The sequence below is a fragment of the Methylobacterium sp. J-076 genome (genome assembly GCF_022829405.1).
Classification (GTDB): Bacteria; Pseudomonadota; Alphaproteobacteria; order Rhizobiales; family Beijerinckiaceae; genus Methylobacterium.
This window is the reverse complement of record NZ_JAKSXW010000025.1, coordinates 1-21,958: the sequence shown is the minus strand read 5'-3', so window position 1 is coordinate 21,958 and position 21,958 is coordinate 1. Positions and strand designations below refer to the sequence as shown.

General features: G+C 71.7%; 16 protein-coding genes and 1 pseudogene. 10 read left to right on the top strand and 7 right to left on the bottom strand.

The features are described from left to right. Window positions 1-17: 17 nt before the first annotated feature. The 6 genes from MKK53_RS01495 (at window position 18) to MKK53_RS01470 (ending at window position 8,202) form a co-directional block, all read left to right on the top strand. Window positions 18-491, top strand: coding sequence for a formate dehydrogenase subunit gamma (locus tag MKK53_RS01495; RefSeq protein WP_243926182.1), 474 nt, complete (start codon window positions 18-20; stop codon window positions 489-491). Further along, window positions 491-2,050, top strand: a complete 1,560-nt coding sequence (locus MKK53_RS01490) for a formate dehydrogenase beta subunit (RefSeq protein WP_243926180.1) — start codon at window positions 491-493, stop codon at window positions 2,048-2,050. The genes MKK53_RS01495 and MKK53_RS01490 overlap by 1 nt, the downstream gene beginning before the upstream one ends. Before the next feature lie 10 nt (window positions 2,051-2,060). Continuing rightward, entirely contained in the window at window positions 2,061-4,916 is a 2,856-nt protein-coding gene (gene fdhF, locus MKK53_RS01485) for a formate dehydrogenase subunit alpha (protein WP_243926177.1), read from the top strand. Window positions 4,917-4,921: 5 nt separating this feature from the next. Further along, on the top strand, window positions 4,922-5,215 hold the full coding sequence (locus tag MKK53_RS01480; RefSeq protein ID WP_243926175.1) for a formate dehydrogenase subunit delta: 294 nt from the start codon (window positions 4,922-4,924) through the stop codon (window positions 5,213-5,215). Between the two features lie 337 nt (window positions 5,216-5,552). Continuing rightward, window positions 5,553-7,211 carry an OFA family MFS transporter gene (locus MKK53_RS01475; RefSeq protein WP_243926173.1) on the top strand — a complete coding sequence of 553 codons (1,659 nt, stop codon included), beginning with the start codon at window positions 5,553-5,555 and terminating at the stop codon, window positions 7,209-7,211. 76 nt (window positions 7,212-7,287) lie between these two features. Beyond that, window positions 7,288-8,202, top strand: a complete 915-nt coding sequence (locus MKK53_RS01470; protein WP_243926171.1) for a LysR family transcriptional regulator — start codon at window positions 7,288-7,290, stop codon at window positions 8,200-8,202. 118 nt (window positions 8,203-8,320) lie between these two features. Here the strand turns inward: MKK53_RS01470 and rpmG are convergent, their stop codons facing one another. The 6 genes from rpmG to MKK53_RS01440 all read right to left on the bottom strand — a co-directional run bounded on the left by rpmG (window position 8,321) and on the right by MKK53_RS01440 (window position 14,053). Then, entirely contained in the window at window positions 8,321-8,488 is a 168-nt protein-coding gene (rpmG, locus tag MKK53_RS01465; protein ID WP_238252163.1) for a 50S ribosomal protein L33, read from the bottom strand. A 107-nt stretch (window positions 8,489-8,595) separates the two neighbouring features. Further along, window positions 8,596-9,792 (bottom strand): MFS transporter, encoded by a 1,197-nt coding sequence (locus tag MKK53_RS01460; RefSeq protein WP_243926169.1) that lies wholly within the window; start codon window positions 9,790-9,792, stop codon window positions 8,596-8,598. A gap of 43 nt (window positions 9,793-9,835) precedes the next feature. After that, a complete protein-coding gene (locus MKK53_RS01455) occupies window positions 9,836-10,576 on the bottom strand; it encodes an NUDIX hydrolase (protein ID WP_409564254.1) in 741 nt (246 codons plus the stop codon). Then, window positions 10,536-11,003 (bottom strand): DUF983 domain-containing protein, encoded by a 468-nt coding sequence (locus MKK53_RS01450; RefSeq protein WP_243926167.1) that lies wholly within the window; start codon window positions 11,001-11,003, stop codon window positions 10,536-10,538. Before MKK53_RS01450 ends, MKK53_RS01455 begins: the two co-directional genes overlap by 41 nt. Window positions 11,004-11,124: 121 nt before the next feature. Next, complete coding sequence (gene rnr, locus MKK53_RS01445; RefSeq protein ID WP_243926165.1) at window positions 11,125-13,440, bottom strand: ribonuclease R; 2,316 nt, start codon at window positions 13,438-13,440, stop codon at window positions 11,125-11,127. 274 nt (window positions 13,441-13,714) lie between these two features. After that, complete coding sequence (locus tag MKK53_RS01440; protein ID WP_243926163.1) at window positions 13,715-14,053, bottom strand: DUF29 domain-containing protein; 339 nt, start codon at window positions 14,051-14,053, stop codon at window positions 13,715-13,717. A 95-nt stretch (window positions 14,054-14,148) separates the two neighbouring features. Between MKK53_RS01440 and MKK53_RS01435 the strand changes: the two genes are divergently transcribed. The 4 genes from MKK53_RS01435 to MKK53_RS01420 all read left to right on the top strand — a co-directional run bounded on the left by MKK53_RS01435 (window position 14,149) and on the right by MKK53_RS01420 (window position 21,608). Continuing rightward, window positions 14,149-17,196 carry an FAD-binding and (Fe-S)-binding domain-containing protein gene (locus MKK53_RS01435; protein WP_243926161.1) on the top strand — a complete coding sequence of 1,016 codons (3,048 nt, stop codon included), beginning with the start codon at window positions 14,149-14,151 and terminating at the stop codon, window positions 17,194-17,196. After that, the gene (locus MKK53_RS01430) at window positions 17,193-18,092 is read left to right on the top strand and encodes a ketopantoate reductase family protein (protein ID WP_243926159.1); all 900 of its coding nucleotides are present in this window, start codon (window positions 17,193-17,195) and stop codon (window positions 18,090-18,092) included. Before MKK53_RS01435 ends, MKK53_RS01430 begins: the two co-directional genes overlap by 4 nt. A 400-nt stretch (window positions 18,093-18,492) precedes the next feature. Further along, window positions 18,493-20,358, top strand: coding sequence for a chloride channel protein (locus MKK53_RS01425; protein WP_409564253.1), 1,866 nt, complete (start codon window positions 18,493-18,495; stop codon window positions 20,356-20,358). A 176-nt stretch (window positions 20,359-20,534) separates the two neighbouring features. Next, entirely contained in the window at window positions 20,535-21,608 is a 1,074-nt protein-coding gene (locus tag MKK53_RS01420; protein ID WP_243926157.1) for a tartrate dehydrogenase, read from the top strand. A gap of 108 nt (window positions 21,609-21,716) precedes the next feature. Here MKK53_RS01420 and MKK53_RS01415 read toward each other — a convergent pair. After that, a pseudogene (locus MKK53_RS01415) lies at window positions 21,717-21,958 on the bottom strand (1-deoxy-D-xylulose-5-phosphate synthase); the annotation flags it as partial.

Genomic DNA, 21,958 nt, shown 5'->3' with positions numbered 1-21,958 from the left:
AGACTGGGCAGGAGACCATGCTGCGTCACGAGCCCTGGAGCCCCGAGCGGGCATCGGGCATCATCGCCGAGCACACCCACCTCGAAGGGGCCACGCTGCCGATCCTGCACGCCTTGCAGGAGACCTTCGGTTACGTGGATTCCGGCGCGATCCCGCTGATTGCCGATGCGCTGAACCTGTCGCGGGCCGAGGTTTTCGGCTGCGTCAGCTTCTACCACGACTTCCGCAAGGAGCCTGCCGGCGGTCGGCACGAGGTGAAGCTCTGCCGGGCCGAGGCCTGTCAGGCGATGGGCTCCGATGCCCTTCACCGGGACATCCTCGCCCGCCTCGGCTGCGGCTGGCACGGGACCTCCGCCGACGGATCCGCCACCGTGGAGCCGGTCTACTGCCTCGGCCTCTGCGCCAACGGCCCGGCGGCCCTGGTCGATGGCGAGCCCGTCGCGCACCTCACCGCCGACGCCCTGGAAGCCGCCCTGACGGAGGTGCGCTAGTGAGCGTCACGCTATACGTCCCCCGCGACGCCGTGGCCCTCGGCCTCGGCGCCAACAAGATCGCCCGCGCCCTCTTCGCCGCCGCCGAGCGCCGGGGCCTCGACGTCACCATCGTCCGCACCGGCTCCCGGGGCCTCGCCTGGCTGGAGCCGATGGTCGAGGTCGGCACGCCGGAGGGCCGCATCGCCTACGGGCCGGTGGCCCTGAAGGATGTCGATGCCCTGCTCGATGCCGGCCTCGCGACCGGCGGCGAGCATCCCCTGCGTCTCGGCAACCCCGAGGCGATCCCCTTCCTGGCCCGGCAGCAGCGCCTGACCTTCCACCGCTGCGGCGTGGTCGATCCGGTCTCCGTCGAGGATTACCGGGCGCATGGCGGCTACCGCGGCCTCGATGCCGCGCTGAAGCTCGATGCCGAGGGCATCGTCACGCAGGTGCGCGAGTCGGGCCTGCGCGGCCGGGGCGGCGCCGGCTTCCCGGCCGGCATCAAGTGGAACACGGTGATGCTCGCCCGGGCCGAGCAGAAATACGTGGTCTGCAACGCCGACGAGGGCGATTCCGGCACCTTCGCCGACCGGATGATGATGGAGGGCGACCCCTTCAACCTCATCGAGGGCATGACCATCGCCGCCCTCGCCACCGGGGCGACCCGCGGCTACATCTACCTGCGCTCCGAGTATCCGCAGGCCTTCGCGACCCTGAAGGAGGCCATCGCCAACGGCGTGGCGGCCGGGGTGCTGGGCGAGAACATCCTGGGCTCGGGCAAGACCTTCCATCTGGAGGTCCGCCTCGGGGCCGGCGCCTACATCTGCGGCGAGGAGACCTCCCTGCTGGAGAGCCTGGAGGGCAAGCGCGGCATCGTCCGGGCGAAGCCGCCGATCCCGGCGCTGAAGGGGTTCCTGGGGCAGCCGACGCTGGTCAACAACGTGATGACCTTCACGGCCGTGCCGTGGATCCTGGAGAACGGCGCCAAGGCCTACGCCGATTACGGCATGGGCCGGTCGCTGGGCACGCTGCCGATCCAGCTCGCCGGCAACATCAAGCATGGCGGCCTGATCGAGCTGGCCTTCGGCATCACGCTGCGCGAGGTGATCGAGGGCTACGGCGGCGGCACCCGCTCGGGCCGTCCGGTCCGCGCGGTGCAGGTCGGCGGGCCGCTCGGGGCCTACTTCCCCGATCACCTGCTCGACACGCCCCTCGATTACGAGGCGATGGCGGCCGCCAAGGGCCTCGTCGGCCACGGCGGCATCGTGGTGTTCGACGACACCGTGGACATGGCCCGGCAGGCTCGCTTCGCCTTCGAGTTCTGCGCCACCGAGTCCTGCGGCAAGTGCACCCCGTGCCGCGTCGGCGCCACCCGCGGCGTCGAGACCATGGACAAGGTGATCGCCGGCATCCGTCCCGAGGCGAATCTCAAGCTGGTCGAGGACCTCTGCGAGGTCATGACCGACGGCTCGCTCTGCGCCATGGGCGGTCTCACGCCGATGCCCGTGATGAGCGCCATCACCCACTTCCCCGAAGATTTCAGGCGCGCCGGGGATCTCCCGGTCGCGGCCGAGTGAAGAGGCTCTCATGGCCCTCATCAAAGAGATCGACTACGGCACCCCCATCCGTGTCGCCGAGCAGACCGTCACCCTGACGATCGACGGCATGGAGGTCACGGTCCCGGCCGGCACCTCCGTCATGGCGGCCTCGATGACCGCCGGGACGCAGATCCCCAAGCTCTGCGCCACCGACAGCCTGGAGCCGTTCGGCTCCTGCCGCCTCTGCCTCGTGGAGATCGAGGGCCGGCGCGGCACCCCGGCCTCCTGCACCACGCCGGCCGAGAACGGCATGGTCGTGCGCACGCAGACCGACAAGCTCGCCAAGCTCCGCAAGGGCGTGATGGAGCTGTACATCTCCGACCACCCCCTGACCTGCCTGACCTGCGCCGCCAACGGTGACTGCGAGTTGCAGGACATGGCCGGCGTCGTGGGCCTGCGCGACGTGCGCTACGGCTACGAGGGCGACAACCACGTCGTGCCGACCGCCGAGAAGTACCTCCCGAAGGACGAGTCGAACCCGTACTTCACCTACGATCCGTCGAAGTGCATCGTCTGCAACCGCTGCGTGCGGGCCTGTGAGGAGGTGCAGGGCACCTTCGCGCTGACCATCGCCGGCCGGGGCTTCGACAGCCGCGTCGCCGCCGGGCCGACCAACTTCATGGAATCGGAGTGCGTCTCGTGCGGCGCCTGCGTGCAGGCCTGCCCGACCGCGACCCTTCAGGAGAAGTCGATCCACGAGCACGGCCAGCCCGAGCACGCGGAGGTCACCACCTGCGCCTATTGCGGCGTCGGCTGCTCGTTCAAGGCGGAGATGCAGGGCACCCGCGTGGTGCGCATGGTCCCCTACAAAGGCGGAAAGGCCAACGAGGGCCACAGCTGCGTGAAGGGCCGCTTCGCCTACGGCTACGCCACCCACAAGGACCGCATCACCAAGCCGATGATCCGCGAGAAGATCACGGATCCGTGGCGCGAGGTCTCCTGGGAGGAGGCGATCGGCCGGGCCGCCAGCGAGTTCAAGCGCATCCAGGCGACCTACGGCAAGGATTCGGTCGGCGGCATCACCTCGTCCCGCTGCACCAACGAGGAGGCGTACCTCGTCCAGAAGCTGGTCCGCGCCGCCTTCGGCAACAACAACGTCGACACCTGCGCCCGCGTCTGCCACTCGCCCACCGGCTACGGCCTGATGTCGACGCTGGGCACCTCGGCCGGCACGCAGGACTTCAAGTCCGTCGAGCAGTCGGACGTGATCCTGGTGATCGGCGCCAACCCGACCGACGGCCACCCGGTCTTCGGCTCGCGGATGAAGAAGCGGCTGCGCCAGGGCGCGAAGCTGATCGTCGCGGACCCGCGCAAGATCGACCTCGTGAAGTCGCCCCACATCCAGGCGGATTTCCACCTGCCGCTGAAGCCCGGTTCGAACGTCGCGTTCATCAACTCCCTGGCGCACGTCATCGTCACCGAGGGGCTGATCGACGAGGCGTATGTCCGCGAGCGATGCGACCTGCCGGAGTTCGAGTCCTGGGCGCGGTTCATCGCCGATGAGCGGCACTCGCCCGAGAGCCAGCAGCAGTTCACCGGGCTCGATCCGGAGGCCGTGCGCGGGGCGGCCCGCCTCTACGCCAAGGGCGGCGCGGCGGCGATCTACTACGGCCTCGGCGTCACCGAGCACAGCCAGGGCTCGACCATGGTGATGGGCATGGCCAACATCGCCATGGCCACCGGCAACATCGGCAAGCTCGGCGCGGGCGTGAACCCGCTCCGGGGCCAGAACAACGTGCAGGGCTCCTGCGACATGGGCTCGTTCCCGCACGAGTTCACCGGCTACCGCCACGTCTCGGACGACGCCACCCGCGAGAGCTTCGAGGCCCTCTGGGGCGCCAAGCTCGACGGCGCGCCGGGCCTGCGCATCACCAACATGCTGGACGAGGCCGTCGAGGGCACGTTCAAGGGCATGTACATCCAGGGCGAGGACATCGCCCAGTCCGACCCCGACACGCACCACGTCACCGCCGGCCTGATGGCGATGGAGTGCATCGTCATCCAGGACATCTTCCTGAACGAGACGGCGAAGTACGCCCACGTCTTCCTGCCGGGCGCCTCGTTCCTCGAGAAGGACGGCACCTTCACCAATGCGGAGCGGCGCATCAGCCGCGTGCGCAAGGTGATGCCGCCGATGGCCGGCTACGGCGACTGGGAGGGCACCGTCCTCCTGGCCAAGGCTCTCGGCTACGAGATGAACTACAGCCACCCGTCGGAGATCATGGACGAGATCGCCGGCCTGACGCCGAGCTTCACCGGCGTGTCCTACGCCAAGCTCGACGAGCTCGGTTCGATCCAGTGGCCGTGCAACGAGAAGGCGCCGCTCGGCACCCCGATGATGCACGTCGACCGGTTCGTCCGCGGCAAGGGCCGGTTCATGATCACCGAGTTCGTGCCCACCGAGGAGCGGACGGGGGCGAAGTTCCCGCTCATCCTCACCACGGGCCGGATCCTGTCCCAGTACAATGTCGGCGCGCAGACCCGGCGCACCGAGAACTCGCGCTGGCACGAGGAGGACGTGCTGGAGATCCACCCGTTCGACGCGGAACTGCGCGGCGTCGTGGACGGCGATCTGGTCTCCCTGGAGAGCCGCTCCGGCGACATCGCCCTGAAGGCGAAGGTTTCCGAGCGGATGCAGCCCGGGGTGGTCTACACCACCTTCCACCACGCCAAGACCGGCGCCAACGTCATCACCACCGACTATTCGGATTGGGCGACCAACTGCCCCGAATACAAGGTGACGGCGGTGCAGGTCCGGCGCACCAACCGGCCGTCCGACTGGCAGGCGAAGTTCTACGAGGAGGACTTCTCCCTGACGCGGATCGCCCAGGAAGCGGCGGAGTAAGCGCGATGTCCGCCGCGACCCAGGAGGACAAGCTCCTCCGCATGGCCAACCAGATCGCCTCCTTCTTCCGGTCCTACCCGGACGAGGAGGCGGTGGCCGGCATCCACAAGCACATCGAGGCGTTCTGGACGCCCCGGATGGTCTCCAAGCTGGAGGCCGCCCTGCCGGCCTTCGGCGACAAGGCCGACGTCCTCGTCCGCCGGGCGATGCAGATCGACGAGCCGCAGGCGGAGAGCCCGATCCGCTCCGCGACGCGCGACCCGCAGAAGCTCGGCGAAGGCGCCAGCGACGCCGGCTGAGCGGTCTCCCGCGGGGTGGTTCCACCCCACCCCGCGGGCTCGACGTTCGACAGAGACGTCCGCGTCTCCCCCCGTCTTCGCGGCCCTCGCAAGGACGGAGTTGGATCACGACAGGTGATCCATCCCGCCCGCCCTTTCAGGCCAGACATCCGGAAGAGGTTCGGGAAGGGGATAGCGCCCGCATCACCCTCACCAGGGCCCATCCCTGACAGATCGCGGCGCTGTTCCAGGGAATTCCCACAGGCGCCGGCCCGATCCCTAGCGAGTCCTTCTTCGACCGGATAAGTGCATTCCGTATACAGGCCCGCTCAACGAGGCCGAATCGGGAGGTCGTGGGATGAATTCAGGGCTTGCGGGCGCTGTCGCGCCCGGTGTTGCACACGGCTTCCTGTCACGGGAGCGTATTGTTGCAACTGTTGGTTTCAACCGTTGGCTCGTTCCACCTGCAGCCCTCGCGATTCATCTGTGCATCGGCATGGCCTACGGCCTGTCGGTCTTCTGGCTGCCGCTGACCCGCGCCCTCTCGGTCGGCAAGGCCGCCCCGGCCGCCTGCGCCGACATGGGCGTAATGACCGCCCTGTTCACCACCACCTGTGACTGGCGCGTGGGCGACCTCGTCACCGTCTTCTCCATCGGCATCGTCATGCTGGGGCTCTCGGCGGCCCTGTTCGGCGGCTGGCTGGAACGGGCGGGGCCGCGCAAGGCCGGGCTGGTTGCGGCCCTGTGCTGGGGCGGCGGCTTCCTCATCGGGGCCCTCGGCGTCTACGTCCACCAGCTCTGGCTGGTCTGGCTCGGCATGGGCCTGATCGGCGGCATCGGCCTGGGGCTCGGCTACATCTCCCCGGTCTCGACCCTCATCAAGTGGTTCCCGGACCGGCGCGGCATGGCCACCGGCATGGCGATCATGGGCTTCGGCGGCGGGGCGATGATCGGCTCGCCGCTCGCCGACATGCTGATCAAGTCGTTCCGCACGGCGGACACGGCCGGCGTCTGGCAGACCCTGGCGGTGATGGGCGTGGGCTACCTGCTGTTCATGATCGCGGGGGCGCTGGGCTACCGGGTTCCCCCCGCCGGCTGGCGGCCGGAGGGCTGGACGCCCCCCGCTTCCTCGAACGCGATGATCGCCGCGGGGCACGTCCACCTGCGGGACGCGCACAAGACGTTCCAGTTCTGGATGATCTGGCTCGTCCTCTGCCTCAACGTGTCGGCCGGCATCGGCGTGCTGGCCCTGGCCTCGCCGATGCTGCAGGAGATCTTCGGCGGCGCGCTGATCGGTCAGCCCGGCACCGGCCTCGGCGCCCTCGACGGCGGACAGAAGGCGCAGGTCGCGGCCATCGCCGCGGGCTTCGTCGGGCTCCTGTCCCTGTTCAACATCCTGGGGCGGTTCTTCTGGGCGTCCCTGTCGGACCGGATCGGCCGCAAGGCCACCTACGCCACCTTCTTCCTGCTGGGCGGCCTGCTCTATGCCGCCGCGCCGGGCGCGGCGACGGCGGGCTCGCAGGCCCTGTTCGTGGCGATCTTCTGCGTCATCCTCTCGATGTATGGCGGCGGCTTCGCCACCATCCCGGCCTACCTCGCTGACATCTTCGGCACGCAGTTCGTGGGCGCCATCCACGGGCGGCTGCTCACCGCGTGGTCGACGGCGGGCATCGTCGGGCCGTTCGTGGTGACGAAGATCCGCGAGGTCCAGGCGGCCTCGGGCGTGCAGGGGGCCGACCTCTACGGCCGGACGATGTACGTCCTGGCCGGGTTCCTGGCCGTCGGCTTCGTCTGCAACCTGCTGATCCGCCCCCTCGCCCGGCGGTGGTTCATGCCGGAGGAGGAGGTGGCCGCCCTCGGTGCCAAGCCTGGGGCGCGGCAGCTGCCCTCGGGCTCGTTCGGCATCGGCCGCGGCGGGTTCAGCGCCGGGGCGCTGCTCGCCTGGGCCGTGGTCGGCATCCCGATCCTGTGGGGCATCGGCATCACCCTGTCGAAGGCGCTGATCCTGTTCCGGTGACGCATCGGACGGCTGGATTGTGCAGGCGGCGCCGGGCGCTTAACTCAGCCGGATCCGACCGGCCGGGATGCGCCCCGTGATCGACAAGCTCGACTTCCTGCTCGCACTCGCCCGCGAGCAGCATTTCGGCCACGCCGCCGAAGCCTGCGGGGTCACGCAGCAGACCCTCTCGGCGGGGGTGAAGCAGCTGGAGAACCGGTTCGGCGTGCAGCTCGTGCTGCGCGGCTCGCGCTTCCAGGGCTTCACGCCGGAGGGCGAGCGGGTGCTGGCCTGGGCCCGGCGGATCGTCGCCGACGCCCGGGCGATGCACGAGGAGGTCACCGGCCTGCGCCGGGGGCTCACCGGCCACCTGCGCATCGCCGCCATCCCCACCGCCCTGCCGATGGTCGCCCGGCTGACGACGCCCTACCGGGAGCGCCACCCGGACGTGCGCATGACGATCGCCTCGGCGACCTCCACCGACATCTTCTCCCTCATCGAGAACCTCGAAGCGGATGCCGGCATCACCTACCTCGACAACGAGCCCCTCGGCCGCGTCGTCACGGTGCCGCTCTACCAGGAGCGCTACCGCTTCGTGACGGCGGTGGGCGGCCCCTATGACGGGCGCGACTCGGTGACCTGGGCCGAGACCGGCCGCGTCCCGCTCTGCCTGCTCACCCCCAACATGCAGAACCGGCGCATCATCGACCAGCAGATCCGTGCCGCCGGCGCCGAGCCCGCGGCGACCCTCGAATCGAACTCGATGATCGTGCTCGTGAGCCACGTGCGCACCCTGCGCTGGGCCTCGATCATGCCGGAGGTGCTGGTCGATGCCCTGGGGGCCATCGCGGGGCTGCGGGCCATTCCGATCACCGCCCCGGACGTGGTGCACTCGATCGGGCTCGTGGCGCCCCGGCGGGAGCCCTCGACGCCGATGGTCACCGCCCTCGTCTCGGTCGCCCGCCACCTCGCCCAGACCATGTCGGCGGAGGCGCCGGGCCTGCGGGCGTAGCCGTTGCGCCCCTGCGGGCAGGGCCACTCCCCCGTCGCGCTCCCGAGGCCGCCCGAGGGTATCGACACAAAAAAGGCCGCCCGGAGGGGCGGCCTGGCCTGCAGCGCGGGATGCGCGCTTACTTGATCTTGCTTTCCTTGAAGTCGACGTGCTTGCGCGCGACCGGGTCGTACTTGCGCATCGTGAGCTTCTCGGTCTGCGTCCGGGAGTTCTTCTTGGTGACGTAGAAGTAGCCCGTGTCGGCGGTGGAGACGAGCTTGATCTTGACGGTGACGGCCTTGGCCATGATGCGGTGCTCCTGAGCGGGGTGGCATTCCGCGCGAGCGAAACGCAAAAGGGCCGGGCAGGCCCGGCTGAATTCGGCCGGTGGCATGCCCGATCGGGGCGTTCAGGTCAAGGGGAAGGTCGGTTTCGGGCGTGCCGGAGGGTGCCCGCGAGGGGGATCGCGTAGGCCAGGAACAGGCCGAGCAGGGCGTAGGCGAAGCCGTCCGGGGGCATCACGTCGAGGCCGCCCCCGATCACCGGGGGCCCCAGGATCAGCCCGACGTTGTAGAGCACCACGAAGGTGGCGTTGGCACCGGCGAGATCCGCGGGGGATACCCGCGCCCCGAGTGCGGCGAGGCCCACGGTGTAGAGGGTCCCCGCGAGGCCGCCCCAGAGGAACAGCAGGATGCCGAGGGCCGTCGCTGAGGTGGAGGCCGCCGGGATCAGGGCCGAGCCGAGGGCGCAGGCGAAGCTGGTGCCGCACAGCACGAGGCCCCTGTCGACGCGGTCGGCGAGCCAGCCGAACGGGATCTGGAACAGGACGTTGCCGAGGGCGATCAGGCTCACGAGGCCCGCCGCCCCCTGCGCGTCGTAGCCGATGCGCAGCCCGTAGAGCGGCAGGATCGCGAAGATGCCGGTCTCGACCGCGCCGTAGGCCAGGGCGGCGAACAGGGCCGCGGGGGCGAGGCGGAGATAGCCGAACACGCCCCGCCCGGCCCCGCCCTCGACGGTCGGCGAGAGGCCGCGGGCGAGGAACACCGGCAGGAGGCCGGCGAAGACGAGGCCCGCCCCGGTCAGGTAGGGCCACAGCCCGGTCGTCCCCACGAGGGTGATCAGCACCGGGCCGACGGCGAAGCCGAGCGCCAGCACGGTGGTGTAGATGCCGAGCACGAGGCCCCGCCGCTCCGGGGGGGCGGCGGCGTTGATCCAGTATTCCGATAGGACGAACAGCGCCCCGAGCCCCGCCGAGAAGACGAAGCGCAGGGGGAACCACGCGGCGATGCCCGGCAGGAGCGGAAAGGCCACGAGGCTCGCCGCCGAGATGACGACCGACAGGGTCAGCAGCGGGACGACGCCGATCCGCGCCGCGATCCGCGGGACGAACGGCACGATGCAGATGCTGCTGATCCCGGCCATCGCCGTGTTGAGGCCGATGAGCGTGCTCGACGCCCCCCGCCGCTCCATCTCGATGGAGAGGAGCGGGATCGACAGGCTGAGGCCGACGCCGACCACGGCGACGCAGGCGATGGCCGCCGAGATGGCGGCGAAACGCTCCCGGTCGGTGCCCCGCCTCACGGCTCCGAAGAGGCTTTCGGAGGGGTTCATGCGGCGGTCCATTCGGTGAGGGGAGCCGCCTCGTGGGTCGATGTCACAAAGACTCCCGCTCGCGCCGGCCGTAGCGCTCGAAATGGAAGGGGATCTGCCGGTGCGGTGCGAAGTCGACGGCGATCTGCGCCTCGAGTTCGTCGAGGATGGCACGGGTGATATAGGGCAGGTCGAGCTTGCGCGCCGCGTCGAGGCGTACCCAGGCGAGTTCGGTGAGCTCGGTGTCCTCGCTCACCCGGCCCGGCTCCTCCGCCGCGACGCAGGTGCGGTCCACGGCGAAGAAGCGGGTGTCGAACCGGCGCACGCGCTTGGGCGGCGTGATCGCCCGGGCCACGAGGTGCAGGGCTTCGAGGTCCGGCAGCACGCCGTGGTGGCGGAACGCCTCCCAGCCGTCGGGCACAGCCTCCGGCGGGCCGTACTCGGCGGTGCCCAGCAGCAGGCCGGTCTCCTCGTAGGTCTCACGGATCGCCGCGAGCGCCAGGGCGCGGCCGAGATGGTGCGGCGGCCGGCTGATCCGCCGGGCCAGGGCCGCCTCGGCGTAGTCGGGCAGGGCGCCGGCCACCGACATGGCCCGGTCGCCGAGCTCGATCCGGCCGCCGGGGAAGACGAACTTGCCCGGCATGAAGGCGAGGCGGGCGTTGCGCCGGCCCATCAGCACCTTCGGCTCGCCACGGCCCCGCTGGTCGAGCACGATCATGGTCGCGGCGTCGCGCGGGCGCAGGCTCGCGGCCGGACGTGCCGTCTCAGGTGCGGCCTGCGGGGCCGCCGGGTCCGGCTGGGGCAAGGCGTGTCTCCTCCGGCCCCGGGGCGGGGCGGCCCCGCGGTAGCGCGGCGAAGCCGTGCATGCCAAGGGCGTATTGCAGGCCCACGACGGCGCCCTTCACCGGTTGCAGCAGCCCGAGGGCGAGCAGCAGGGTGAAGGCCGGCCAGACGCCCATCTCCACCCAGAGCGGCACCTCGTAGGCGGTCTCGGTCTCCAGGATCAGGTAGCCGACGATGTGGGCGACGATGAAGATCACCACGTAGGGCGGCAGGTCGTCGGCGCGGTGGTGGTGCAGGGCGAGCCCGCAGGCCTCGCACTCCGGCCGCACCTTCAGGAAGCGGCCGAACAGCTTGCCCTCTCCGCAATGGGGGCAGCGGCCGATGAAGCCGCGGGCCATGGCGCGGATCAGGCCGGTGCGGGTCGGGGCAGGCGTCTGCGTCGTGGGCATCCTGTCATCCCCTCCCACCACCATCACGGGCCGGCGGCGGCGTCATCGCGACGTCCTCCGCCGTCATGGCTTCGCCCGCCTTCGCGACGACGGACGGGGCCGGTTCTTACCATGCCTGCCCTCAGCGGCGTGAGCCGCGGTGGCGCGTACCCGAGTTGCGGATGCCGGCGGGCCGGCCGGATGGGGCCGCCTTGAACGGCTGCCCCGCGCCCGCCCTGGCGCCGCCCCCCGTGCCTCTGCCCTTCCGGCCCTCGCTGAGCAGCTCGAAGCGCAGCGCCCCGGCCACCGGGGCGGCCTCGACGAGCTTCACCTCGACCCGGTCGCCGAGCCGGAACGTCTCGCCGGTGCGCTCGCCCACGAGGGCGTGGCGGCCCTCCTCGTGGCGGAAATAGTCGGCGCCGAGCTGCGAGATCGGCACGAACCCGTCGGCCCCTGTCTCCGCAAGCTTGATGAACAGGCCCGACCGGGTCACGCCGGAGATCTGGCCGGCGAAGGTCGCGCCGATCCGGTCGGCGAGGTGCCCGGCGATCAGCCGGTCGATCGTGTCGCGCTCGGCGGCCATCGCCCGGCGCTCGGTGGCCGAGATGCCCTCGCCGATGGCGGCCAGATCCCCGGCGGTGACGGCGGCGGCGAGGCCGCCCGATCCGAGCTTGCAGGCGGCGATCAGCGCCCGGTGGACCACGAGGTCGGCGTAGCGCCGGATCGGCGAGGTGAAGTGCGCGTAGCGGCGCAGGTTCAGGCCGAAATGGCCGAGGTTCTCGGAGGCGTAGACCGCCTGGGCCTGGGAGCGCAGGACGACCTCGTTGATGAAGATCGCGTGCTCGGTGTCGGCGACGGTGCGCAGGACGCGGTTGAACAGGTCCGGCCGGAGCGCGCCCTCCTTCGGAAGCTTGATGCCCACCGAGGCCAGCACCTCCCCGAGCACCCGCATCTTCTCCAGGGCCGGCTCGTCGTGCACCCGGTAGATCAGCGGCTGCTTGGCCGCCTCCAGGGTCTCGGCGGCGGCGACGTTCGCCTGGATCATGAACTCCTCGATCAGCCGGTGGGCGTCGAGGCGCTCGGGCACGATCACCCGGTCGACCGCCCCCTCCGGCGTCAGCACCACCTTCCGCTCGGGGAGGTCGAGGGCGAGGGGCCCGCGCCGGTCGCGGGCGGTCCTGAGCGCCGCGTAGGCGGTCCAGAGGGGGCGCAGGGCCGTGTCGAGGAGGGGGCCGGTCTTCCCGTCGGTATGGCCGTCGATGGCCGCCTGGGCCTGGGCGTAGGAGAGCTTGGCGGCCGAGCGCATCATCACCCGGTGGAAGCTGTGCTTGCGCTTCTCCCCGTCGGCGGCGATCACCATGCGGACGGCGAGCGCGGGGCGGTCCTCGCCCTCGCGCAGGGAGCAGAGGTCGTTGGAGATCCGCTCGGGCAGCATCGGCACCACCCGGTCAGGGAAGTAGACCGAGTTGCCCCGCTCCAGCGCCTCCCGGTCGAGGGCGGTGCCGGGGCGGACGTAGGCGGCCACGTCCGCGATGGCGACGGTGAGGACGAAGCCGCCGGGATTGGCCGGGTCCCCGTCCGGCTCGGCCATCACCGCGTCGTCGTGGTCCTTGGCGTCGGGCGGGTCGATGGTCAGCAGGGGGCGGTCGCGCCAGTCTTCCCGGCCGCGCAGCGTCGCGGGCTTCACCGCCTCGGCTTCGGCGAGCGTCGCCTCGGCGAAGACGTGCGGGATGCCGTGCAGGTGGAGGGCGATCAGGCTCACCGCCTTCTCGGAGCCGAGGGAGCCCAGCCGCTCCTTCACCCGCCCCCGGGGCAGGCCGAAGCGGGTCTCGCGCTCCAGGGAGACACTCACGAGGTCGCCGTCGCGGGCCTCGCCTTCCTCGCCGGGCGGGATCAGGATCTCCTTGCCCTGGCCCCTCTTCTCGACGGGGACGATCCGGCCGCCCTGGGCGCCGGCCCGGAACACGCCGATGAGCTCCGCCTTGTTCTTGCCGATGACCTTGACGACGCGGCCGGAATAGCCGCCCTCCGCGTCCCGCTCGACCCGGATCAGGGCCCGGTCGCCGATGCCGGGGGCGGGCCGCTTCGCGCCGCGCCCGGCCCGCACCGGCATCAGCACGATCGAGGGCGGCTTGCCCTCGCCGGTCCATTCGGCCGGGACCGCCAGGAAGTCGCCGTGCCGGTCGCGGGAGCGGATGTCGGCCAGCACCACGGGCGGCAGCCGCCCGGCCGCCGCGAGGCCGCCGCGCCCGCGCTCCAGGGCGCCTTCGCCCTCGATCTCCTTGAGCATCGCCTTCAGCTCGATCTTCGCCGCACCGCCCTTCACGCCGAACGCCTTGGCGATCTCCCGTTTGCCGACGCGTTCCTTCGCATCGGCGATGAAGGCGAGGATCTGCTCGCGCGTGGGGAGCGTCGGGGGGAGGGCGGTGTCCGCCTTCGCGCGGGTGCGGGGTGCCAAACGATCCGTGCCGTGTCTTGAGGGAGGCGGGACATCCCGTGCGGCCCGCGCTTCCCCCCGAAGGTGGTAGCGCAGACGGCGCACGGCAACGACTCATCCGTGTTCGTCAACAGATGCCGCAGGTTGGCTCCGGTCAAGTCGCCAGGGTCTCCCGGCCCGCGCCGTCCTTGCGAGCATCGGCGAAGCAATCCAGGGATCCGCCACAATCCGACATGTCCCGCTGCCCTGGATTGCTTCACTGCGTTCGCAACGACGGCGGGTTCGGAGGGTGTGACTACCCCGTCGAGGCCGACTTGCGGATGCGCTCCACCGCCGCGTCGGCGTCGAAGCCCGGCGCCAGCAACTCCTCCAGGGTGAACGGGCATTGCCGCGGCAGGGTCAGGTTCACCTGTCCCTGTTCGGGGGCGAGCTCGGGCGTCTCGGCCTCCTTGATCGCCAGCGTCCAGGCGCCGTCGATCCGGACATGGGCGGCCTCCGGCGGGTCGCCGGCCAGGGCGGCGACCCTGGCGGCGCCGGCTTCCCGGCAGGCGAGGCTCTTCGCGTCGTCCGACAGCAGGGCGGCTTTGATCAGCTCGGCCAGGGCGTCCCTGACCCGTTGGACATCTGCGTTCATGCGTCTCCCCGGTCGCGACCCCTCGCGACTTTCTGGCAAGGGCGGTGCCAGCCCCCGCATCTTCCTTCGGGGCCGGCGGGGTGTAGAACGCCCCGATGATCCCGGTCCTGACCCGCACCGCAGAGGCGGTGCCCCTGTACGCCGCCGCCTGCGCCGAACTGGCGGCCCGCGGCTTCGAGGGCGATGTGTCGCTCGCGCCGGCCGACCGGACGGTCTTTGCCACCGACAACTCGATCTATCAGGTCCAGCCCGGGGCCGTCGCCTTCCCGAAGAGTCGCGACGACCTCGTGCGAATCGCCCGGCTCCTCGAAGACCCGCGGTTCCGCGAGATCGTCCTGCGCCCCCGGGGCGGGGCGACGGGGACCAACGGCCAGTCCCTGGGCGACGGCCTCGTGGTCGATACCTCCCGGCACATGAACCGCATCGTCGAGATCGACGTCGCCCACCGGGTGGTGCGCGTCGAGCCGGGGGTGGTGAAGGACCAGCTCAACCGCGAACTGGCCAAGCACGGCCTGTTCTTCGCCCCCGAGCTCTCGACCTCCAACCGCGCCACCATCGGCGGGATGATCTCGACGGATGCCTGCGGCCAGGGCTCCTGCCTCTACGGCAAGACCCGCGATCACGTGCTGGCCCTGACCTGCGTGCTCACCGACGGCACGGTCTGGACCGCCGAACCCCTCGACGCGGAGGGCCTCGCCGCCGCCAAGGCGCAGCCGGGCCGGATCGGGGAGATCCACCGGGCGGTGGACGCCGCGGTGAGCGAGAACGCCGCGCTGATCGAATCGCGCTTCCCCAAGCTCAACCGCTGCCTCACCGGCTACGATCTCGCCCATGTCCGCGACGGGGAGGGCCGGTTCGACCTCAAGAGCCTGATCTGCGGCGCGGAGGGGACGCTCGCCCTCATCGCCGAGGCGCAGCTCAGCGTGCTGCCGATCCCGAAGGCCTCGGCGCTGGTCGCCCTGTCCTACGTCGATTTCGACGCGGCGCTCCGGGACGCGCAGACCCTGATGCCCTTCGGCGCGGCCTCCGTCGAGACCATCGATTCCACCGTGCTCGGCCTCGCCCGCCAGGACCCGATCTGGGCCGAGGTGCGGGCCTTCTTCCCCGACGATCCGGCCGGGCGGACGGTCGAGGGCATCAACCTCGTGGAGTTCGTGGGCGACGAGGCCGGGGCCGTCGAGGCGGCCCTGTGCCGTCTCACGGACAAGCTCGACGCGGAGCGGGAGAGCCACGGGAAGCGCGTCGGCTACACCATCGCCCGGGGCGGGGCGATCGAGCGGCTGTGGACCATGCGCAAGAAGGCGGTGGGCCTCCTCGGCGCCGCCAAGGGCGACGCCCGGCCGATCCCCTTCGTGGAGGACACGGCGGTGCCCCCCGAGGTGCTGGCCGACTACATCGCCGAGTTCCGCGCCCTCCTCGACGGCAAGGGCCTGCGCTACGGCATGTTCGGCCATGTCGATGCGGGGGTGCTCCATGTCCGCCCGGCCATCGACCTGAAGGACGAGGCCCAGGCGCCCCTGATCCGCGAGGTGACGGAGGGGGTCGTGGCGTTGACGAAGCGCTACGGCGGCCTGCTCTGGGGCGAGCACGGCAAGGGCTTCCGGTCCGAGTTCGTGCCCGAGACCTTCGGGCCGCTGGTCCCAGTGCTGGAGACGGTGAAGCGCGCCTTCGACCCCGGCGACCGGATGAACCCCGGCAAGATCGCCTCCGCCGCGGGTCGGCCCCTGACGCGGATCGACGGCGTGCCCCGCCGGGGCGAGGCCGACCGGACCATCCCGGCGCCCGTCCGCGCCGAGTTCGACGCGGCGCTCCACTGCAACGGCAACGGCGCCTGCTTCTCCTTCGATGCGGACGAGGCCATGTGCCCGTCCTGGAAGGCGACCCGCGAGCGGCGGCACTCGCCCAAGGGCCGCGCCTCGCTGATGCGGGAATGGCTGCGGCTGGCCGCCGCCGCCGGAGCCGACCCCACCGCCGCGCTGAAGGCCGAGCGCCCGAACGGGCTCACCGACCTGCTGCGCAGCCTGCGCCCGGCCGGGAAGAACCAGGACTTCTCCCACGCGGTGAAGGAGGCGATGGACGGCTGCCTCGCCTGCAAGTCCTGCACGGGCTCCTGCCCGATCAAGGTCGATGTCCCGAGCTTCCGGGCGAAGTTCCTGGCGCTGTACCACCAGCGCTACCCGCGCCCTTTGAAGGACCACCTGATCGCCGCCCTGGAGCCGCTGCTGCCGCTCGCGGCGCGGTGGCCCCGGCTCGGCAACGCGGCGATGGCGAACCCGCTCTCCCGGGCGGTGCTCGCGCGGCTCGGGCTGGTGGCGATTCCCGCCCTCTCCACCTTCGACCTCGCCGGGGCCCTGGCCGGACTCGGCGTCGCCACCGCGACCCCGGAGGCCCTGCGCGCCCTGAGCGGCGAAGACCGGGGGAAGTCGGTCGTGGTGGTGCAGGATGCCTTCACCACGCATTTCGAGGCCGAGTTGGTCGCCGACCTCTGCGCCCTGCTGGTGGCACTCGGCTTCCGGCCCTGGCTCGCGCCCTACCGGCCGAACGGCAAGCCGCTGCACGTCCATGGCTTCCTCGCCCGGTTCGGCCGGGTCGCCGCCGATGGCGCGGCCGCCCTGCGGGCGCTGGCGGCGGAGGGGGTGCCCCTCGTCGGCATCGACCCGTCGATGACCCTGACCTACCGCGCCGAATACGCCGCCGCGCTGCCGGCCGGCGCGGCGCCACAGGTGCAGATGGTGCAGGAATGGCTCTCCGCCCGCCTGGATGCGGTGGCGCCCCGCAGCCCCGGAGGGCACTTCCGCCTGCTGCCCCATTGCACCGAGCGCACCAACGCCCCCGGCGCGGTGAAGGACTGGCAGGCGGTGTTCCGGCACCTCGGCCTGCGCCTCGACGTGCCCGCGGCCGGCTGCTGCGGCATGGCCGGGACCTACGGGCACGAGGCGCGCCACCGGGCGACGTCGGAGACGATCTACCGGCAGAGCTGGGCGCAGCGCGTCCACGACTCGGCGGGCGACCTCCTGGCAGACGGCTATTCCTGCCGCTCGCAGGTGAAGCTGGTGGACGGCATCCGCCTGCGCCATCCGGTGAGCGCGCTCCTCGACCACGTGCGGACGAGTGTCGTGAAGGCGGCACAGGTGGCGGCATGAGCGGATCCCGGTCCACGCGCGTCGCCGTCATGGGGGCGGGGGCGGTCGGCTGTTATTACGGCGCGGTCCTGGCCCGAGCCGGCCACCCCGTCACCCTGATCGGCCGGGGGCACCTGGTGGCTGCCGTGGCGGAACGTGGGCTCGTCCTGGAGACCGCCGCCGGGCGCGAGGCCATTCCGGCGCGGGCCGTCACCGGGGCGGAGGGCGTGGCGGGGGCGGAGGTCGTCCTGGTCTGCGTGAAGTCGGGCGACACCGAAGCCGCCGGGCGGGCGATGCGTCCGCACCTCCAGCCCGGGGCCGTGATCCTCAGCCTGCAGAACGGCGTCGACAACGGCGAGCGGCTGGCGGCGATTCTCGGACGGCCGGTGGTGCCGGTGGCGGTCTACGTCGCCACCGAGATGGCCGGCGCCGGCCATGTCCGCCACCACGGCCGCGGCGACCTCATCCTCGGGGCGGGGGAGGGGAGCGAGGGCGTCGCCTCCCTCCTCGCCGCCGCCGGCATCCCCGCCACGGTCTCGGACAGGGTCCGGGACGCCCTCTGGGCCAAGCTCACGGTGAACTGCGCCTGGAACGCCCTCTCAGCGCTCGGCGGTCGTCCCTACGGAGCGTTGTTCCGGAGCGAGGGCGTCGCGGCGGTGCTGGCGGACGTGACCGCGGAATGCCGCGCCGTCGCACAGGCCGGCGGCGTGCGCCTGCCGGAGGACATGCTGGCGCAGATCCGGGCCATCGCCACCACGATGGCCGAGCAGCGCTCCTCCACGGCCCAGGACCTCTCCCGCGCCCGACGGACGGAGATCGACCACCTCAACGGCCATGTCGTCCGGGAGGGCGAGCGCCTGGGCATCCCGACCCCGGCGAACCGGGTGCTGCACACGCTGGTGAAGCTCGCCGAGTGAGGCGTTCCCTCCCCCCCTGCGGGGAGGGATGCGCGGGCGCGCGCGTGATTCCGACGGGCGAAGCCGACCGAATGAAGCGCCCCCTCCCCCCTCCGCGGGGGAGGGTGGCCCCTGCGTCAGCAGGGGTCGGGAGAGGGGAACCCGGCGTCCGGAGGAAACGGAGCCCGTGATGAGGACCCCAGCCTTATCCTGCACCGGCGCTCCCCTCTCCCGACCCCCTTCGGGGGCCACCCTCCCCCGCAGGGGGGGAGGGATGCGCGGGCGACGCGCGTTTCAGTCCCCCGGCGAGGCTCGACCGGATGAGGCGCCCCCCCCGCGGGGGAGGGAATGCGCGGTATGGCCCGGCCCAGCGTCATCCGGCGGTGGACGCCCAGGCCTTCGCCTGCGTAAGACCGTCAGGGTGAGCGTGCGACAGCCCTCCCCCGGAGCGGCGGCCAAGACAGGCCGCGGGCATCGCGTCCGGGCGCCCTTCGTCCAGGCGCCAGGGCGCCTGCGCGCCTTCGTCCGGCGCAGCGAGGGCGGCCTCGTCCTGCTCGCCACCGTCGTCGGCTGCCTGTCGGGCATCGCCGTCTCGGGGATGACGGGGCTGACCCAGGGCCTGCGCGAGGTGCTCTACCGCCTCCCCGCGGGCAGCCGCCTCAGCGCCATGGACGCGGTGAGCCCGATCCTGCTCCTCGTCGGCCCCTGCCTCGGCGGCATCGCGCTGGGCCTGCTCATCGTGCTCGTGAACTACGTCCGCGGCCCCCGGAAGCGCCCGGCCATCGACCCGATCGAGGCGAACGCCCTGCATGGGGGGCGGATGGCCCTGCGCGACAGCCTCTACCTCGCCCTGCAGAACATCGTCTCGAACGGAAGCGGCGCCTCGGTGGGGCTGGAGGCGGGCTACACGCAGGTCTGCTCCGGCGTCGCCTCGCGCCTCGGCATCGCCTTCGAGCTGCGGCGGGGCGACCTGCGGACCCTGGTGGGCTGCGGCGCGGCGGCGGCCATCGCGGCGGCCTTCGGCGCCCCCCTGACGGGGGCGTTCTACGCCTTCGAGCTGATCATCGGCACCTACACCATCGCCACCCTGACGCCGGTGGTGGTGGCGGCGCTGTGCGGCAGCCTCGTCTCCCAGGCGATCCTCGGCACCCAGCCCCTGGTGGCCTTCGACAACATGCAGGCGGTGACGACCTCCCACATCACCAGCCTGGAGATCGTGCCGAGCCTGATGCTCGGCCTGTTCTGCGCCGCCCTGGGGATCGCGGTGATGCGCGGCGTCACCCTGGTGGAGCGGGTGGTGCAGGCCTCGGGCCTGCCGCGCATCGCCGCCCCGGCGCTCGGCGGGCTCTGCGTCGGGGCGCTGGCCCTGGCGGGGACGCCGCAGGTGCTCTCGGGGGGGCACGGCGCCCTGCACATGCACTTCGCCGAGGGCGGCCAGGGCGACACGGCCCTGGCGCTCGCCGGGCTGTTCGTGGCCAAGGCCACCGCCTCCGCCGTCTCCATCGGCTCGGGGTTCCGCGGCGGGCTGTTCTTCGCCTCCCTGTTCCTCGGGGCCATCGCGGGCAAGCTGTTCGCCGCCGCCGCGCCGCTCCTCATCCCCGCCATGGCGGCGTTCGGCCTGACGCCGCTGGCCTATGCGGTGATCGGCATGAGCGCGCTGGCCGTGGCGGTGATCGGCGGGCCGCTGACCATGACGTTCCTGGCGCTGGAGGCCACCGGCAGCCTTCCCATCACCGGCCTCGTGCTGGCGGCGGTGATCGCCTCGTCGCTGACAGTCCGAAAGACCTTCGGCTACTCCTTCGCCACCTGGCGCTTCCACCTGCGTGGCGAGAGCATCCGCAGCGCCCACGACATCGGCTGGATCCGCTCCCTCACCGTAGGCCGGCTGATGCGCCGGGACGTGCGGCCAGTGCCCCTCGACACGCCGCTCGCCACCTTCCTGCGCGCGCACCCGCTGGGCTCGCCCTCGCGGGTGGTGGCGGTGGATGGGGAGGGCCGCTACGCCGGCATCGTCTCGGTGCCGGAGGCCCATGCGGTGGCCCGGGACGCCGCCTCCGGGGAGCAGCCGACGCTCGCCGACCTGCTCCGCTTCGGCGACGACTTCCTGACGCCGGACATGAACGCCAAGGAGGCGGCGGCCGCCTTCGACCGGACGGAGAGCGAGGCGCTCGCCGTCCTCGACGCCGCGCGCACGGTGCTCGGCCTCCTCACCGAGAGCCACACCCTCAAGCGCTACAGCGAGGAGCTCGACCGCCAGCGCCGGGAGATGGTGGGAGAACCCGGCTAGACCCCGGGATCCCGCAGGGGTCGTCCCGTTGGCGGGGGCAGGGCGGAGCCCGCCGGAGCCCCCCGGGGCGTCGCCCCCGGCCCCACCGAGGGGCGCGGCGCCCTTTGGGCCCCCGGCACCTTGACCCGGCGGCGCACCGGATCACCTTGGGGCCAACGACACCAGCGGAGGAATCCATGTCAGAGCGCAGCTACCGCATCGCGGTGATCCCCGGCGACGGGATCGGCCAGGAAGTGGTCCCCGAAGGCGTGCGCGTGCTGGAGAAGGCGGCCAAGCGCCACGGCTTCGCCCTGCAGCTCGACTGGTTCGATTTCGCCTCCTGCGACTACTACGAGAAGCACGGCCGGATGATGCCGGAGGACTGGAAGGCCCAGATCTCCGGCCACGACGCGATCTTCTTCGGCGCCGTCGGCATGCCCGCGCGGGTGCCCGACCACATCTCCCTGTGGGGCTCGCTGATCCTGTTCCGGCGGGAGTTCGACCAGTACGTCAACCTGCGCCCGGTGCGGCTGATGCCCGGCGTGAAGTGTCCGCTGGCCGACCGCAAGCCCGGCGACATCGACTTCTGGGTGGTCCGCGAGAACACCGAGGGGGAGTACTCGAACGCGGGCGGGCGGATGTTCGCCGGCACGGACCGGGAATTCGCCGTGCAGGAGACGATCATGACGCGCTACGGCACCGACCGGGTGCTGAAGTTCGCCTTCGAGCTGGCCCAGACCCGGCCCAAGAGGCACTTGACCTCGGCCACCAAGTCCAACGGCATCTCGATCACCATGCCGTTCTGGGACGAGCGGGTGCGGGCGGTGGCCAAGGACTATCCCGACATCGCCTGGGACCAGTACCACATCGACATCCTCACCGCGCATTTCGTGCTGAACCCGGACCGGTTCGACGTGGTGGTCGCCTCGAACCTGTTCGGCGACATCCTGTCGGACCTCGGCCCCGCCTGCACGGGCACGATCGGCATCGCGCCCTCGGGCAACATCAACCCGGAGCGGGTGCATCCGTCGGTCTTCGAGCCGGTCCACGGCTCGGCCCCCGACATCGCCGGCCAGGGCATCGCCAACCCGATCGGCCAGATCTGGTCCGGGGCGATGATGCTGGAGCACCTCGGCGAGGCCGAGGCGGCCAAGGAGATCGTCACCGGCATCGAGCGGGTGCTGGCCGAGCGGACGCTGCGCACCCGCGACCTCGGCGGCAACGCCGACACCACCGCCTGCGGCAAGGCGGTGGAGGAGGCGCTGGGCTGAGCCCCGGCGTCATTGCGAGGGACGCGGAGCCATCCGGGAAACCGCTACGGTCGGACACGGCCCGCTGCCCCGGATCGCTTCACTCCGTTCGCAATGACGGGGGCCGTGTCAGCGCGGCCGGCGGCGGACGTTGACGACGTTGCCGGCCTGATCCGCCTTCTCGGTCTTGCCGGAGGGAAGGGCGGCGGTGGCGACCTTGACGATGCTGTCGGCATCGAGGCCGGCCTCGGCGTACATCTTCTCCGGCTTGTCGTGGTCCTGGTACGTGTCCGGCAGGGTGAGCGTCCGCACCCGGACCCGGCCCGCATCCAGCGCGCCCTTCTCGGCCAGCAGGTGCAGCACCATCGCCC

Bases quoted from the DNA above. Each gene is read 5' to 3' on its own strand.
- MKK53_RS01475 (WP_243926173.1), top strand. From the start codon at position 5,553: ATGAATTCAGGGCTTGCGGGCGCTGTCGCGCCCGGTGTTGCACACGGC.
- MKK53_RS01495 (WP_243926182.1), top strand. From the start codon at position 18: ATGCTGCGTCACGAGCCCTGGAGCCCCGAGCGGGCATCGGGCATCATC.
- MKK53_RS01435 (WP_243926161.1), top strand. From the start codon at position 14,149: ATGATCCCGGTCCTGACCCGCACCGCAGAGGCGGTGCCCCTGTACGCC.
- MKK53_RS01480 (WP_243926175.1), top strand. From the start codon at position 4,922: ATGTCCGCCGCGACCCAGGAGGACAAGCTCCTCCGCATGGCCAACCAG.
- fdhF (WP_243926177.1), top strand. From the start codon at position 2,061: ATGGCCCTCATCAAAGAGATCGACTACGGCACCCCCATCCGTGTCGCC.
- rpmG (WP_238252163.1), bottom strand. From the start codon at position 8,488: ATGGCCAAGGCCGTCACCGTCAAGATCAAGCTCGTCTCCACCGCCGAC.
- MKK53_RS01460 (WP_243926169.1), bottom strand. From the start codon at position 9,792: ATGAACCCCTCCGAAAGCCTCTTCGGAGCCGTGAGGCGGGGCACCGAC.
- MKK53_RS01440 (WP_243926163.1), bottom strand. From the start codon at position 14,053: ATGAACGCAGATGTCCAACGGGTCAGGGACGCCCTGGCCGAGCTGATC.
- MKK53_RS01420 (WP_243926157.1), top strand. From the start codon at position 20,535: ATGTCAGAGCGCAGCTACCGCATCGCGGTGATCCCCGGCGACGGGATC.
- MKK53_RS01450 (WP_243926167.1), bottom strand. From the start codon at position 11,003: ATGCCCACGACGCAGACGCCTGCCCCGACCCGCACCGGCCTGATCCGC.
- MKK53_RS01430 (WP_243926159.1), top strand. From the start codon at position 17,193: ATGAGCGGATCCCGGTCCACGCGCGTCGCCGTCATGGGGGCGGGGGCG.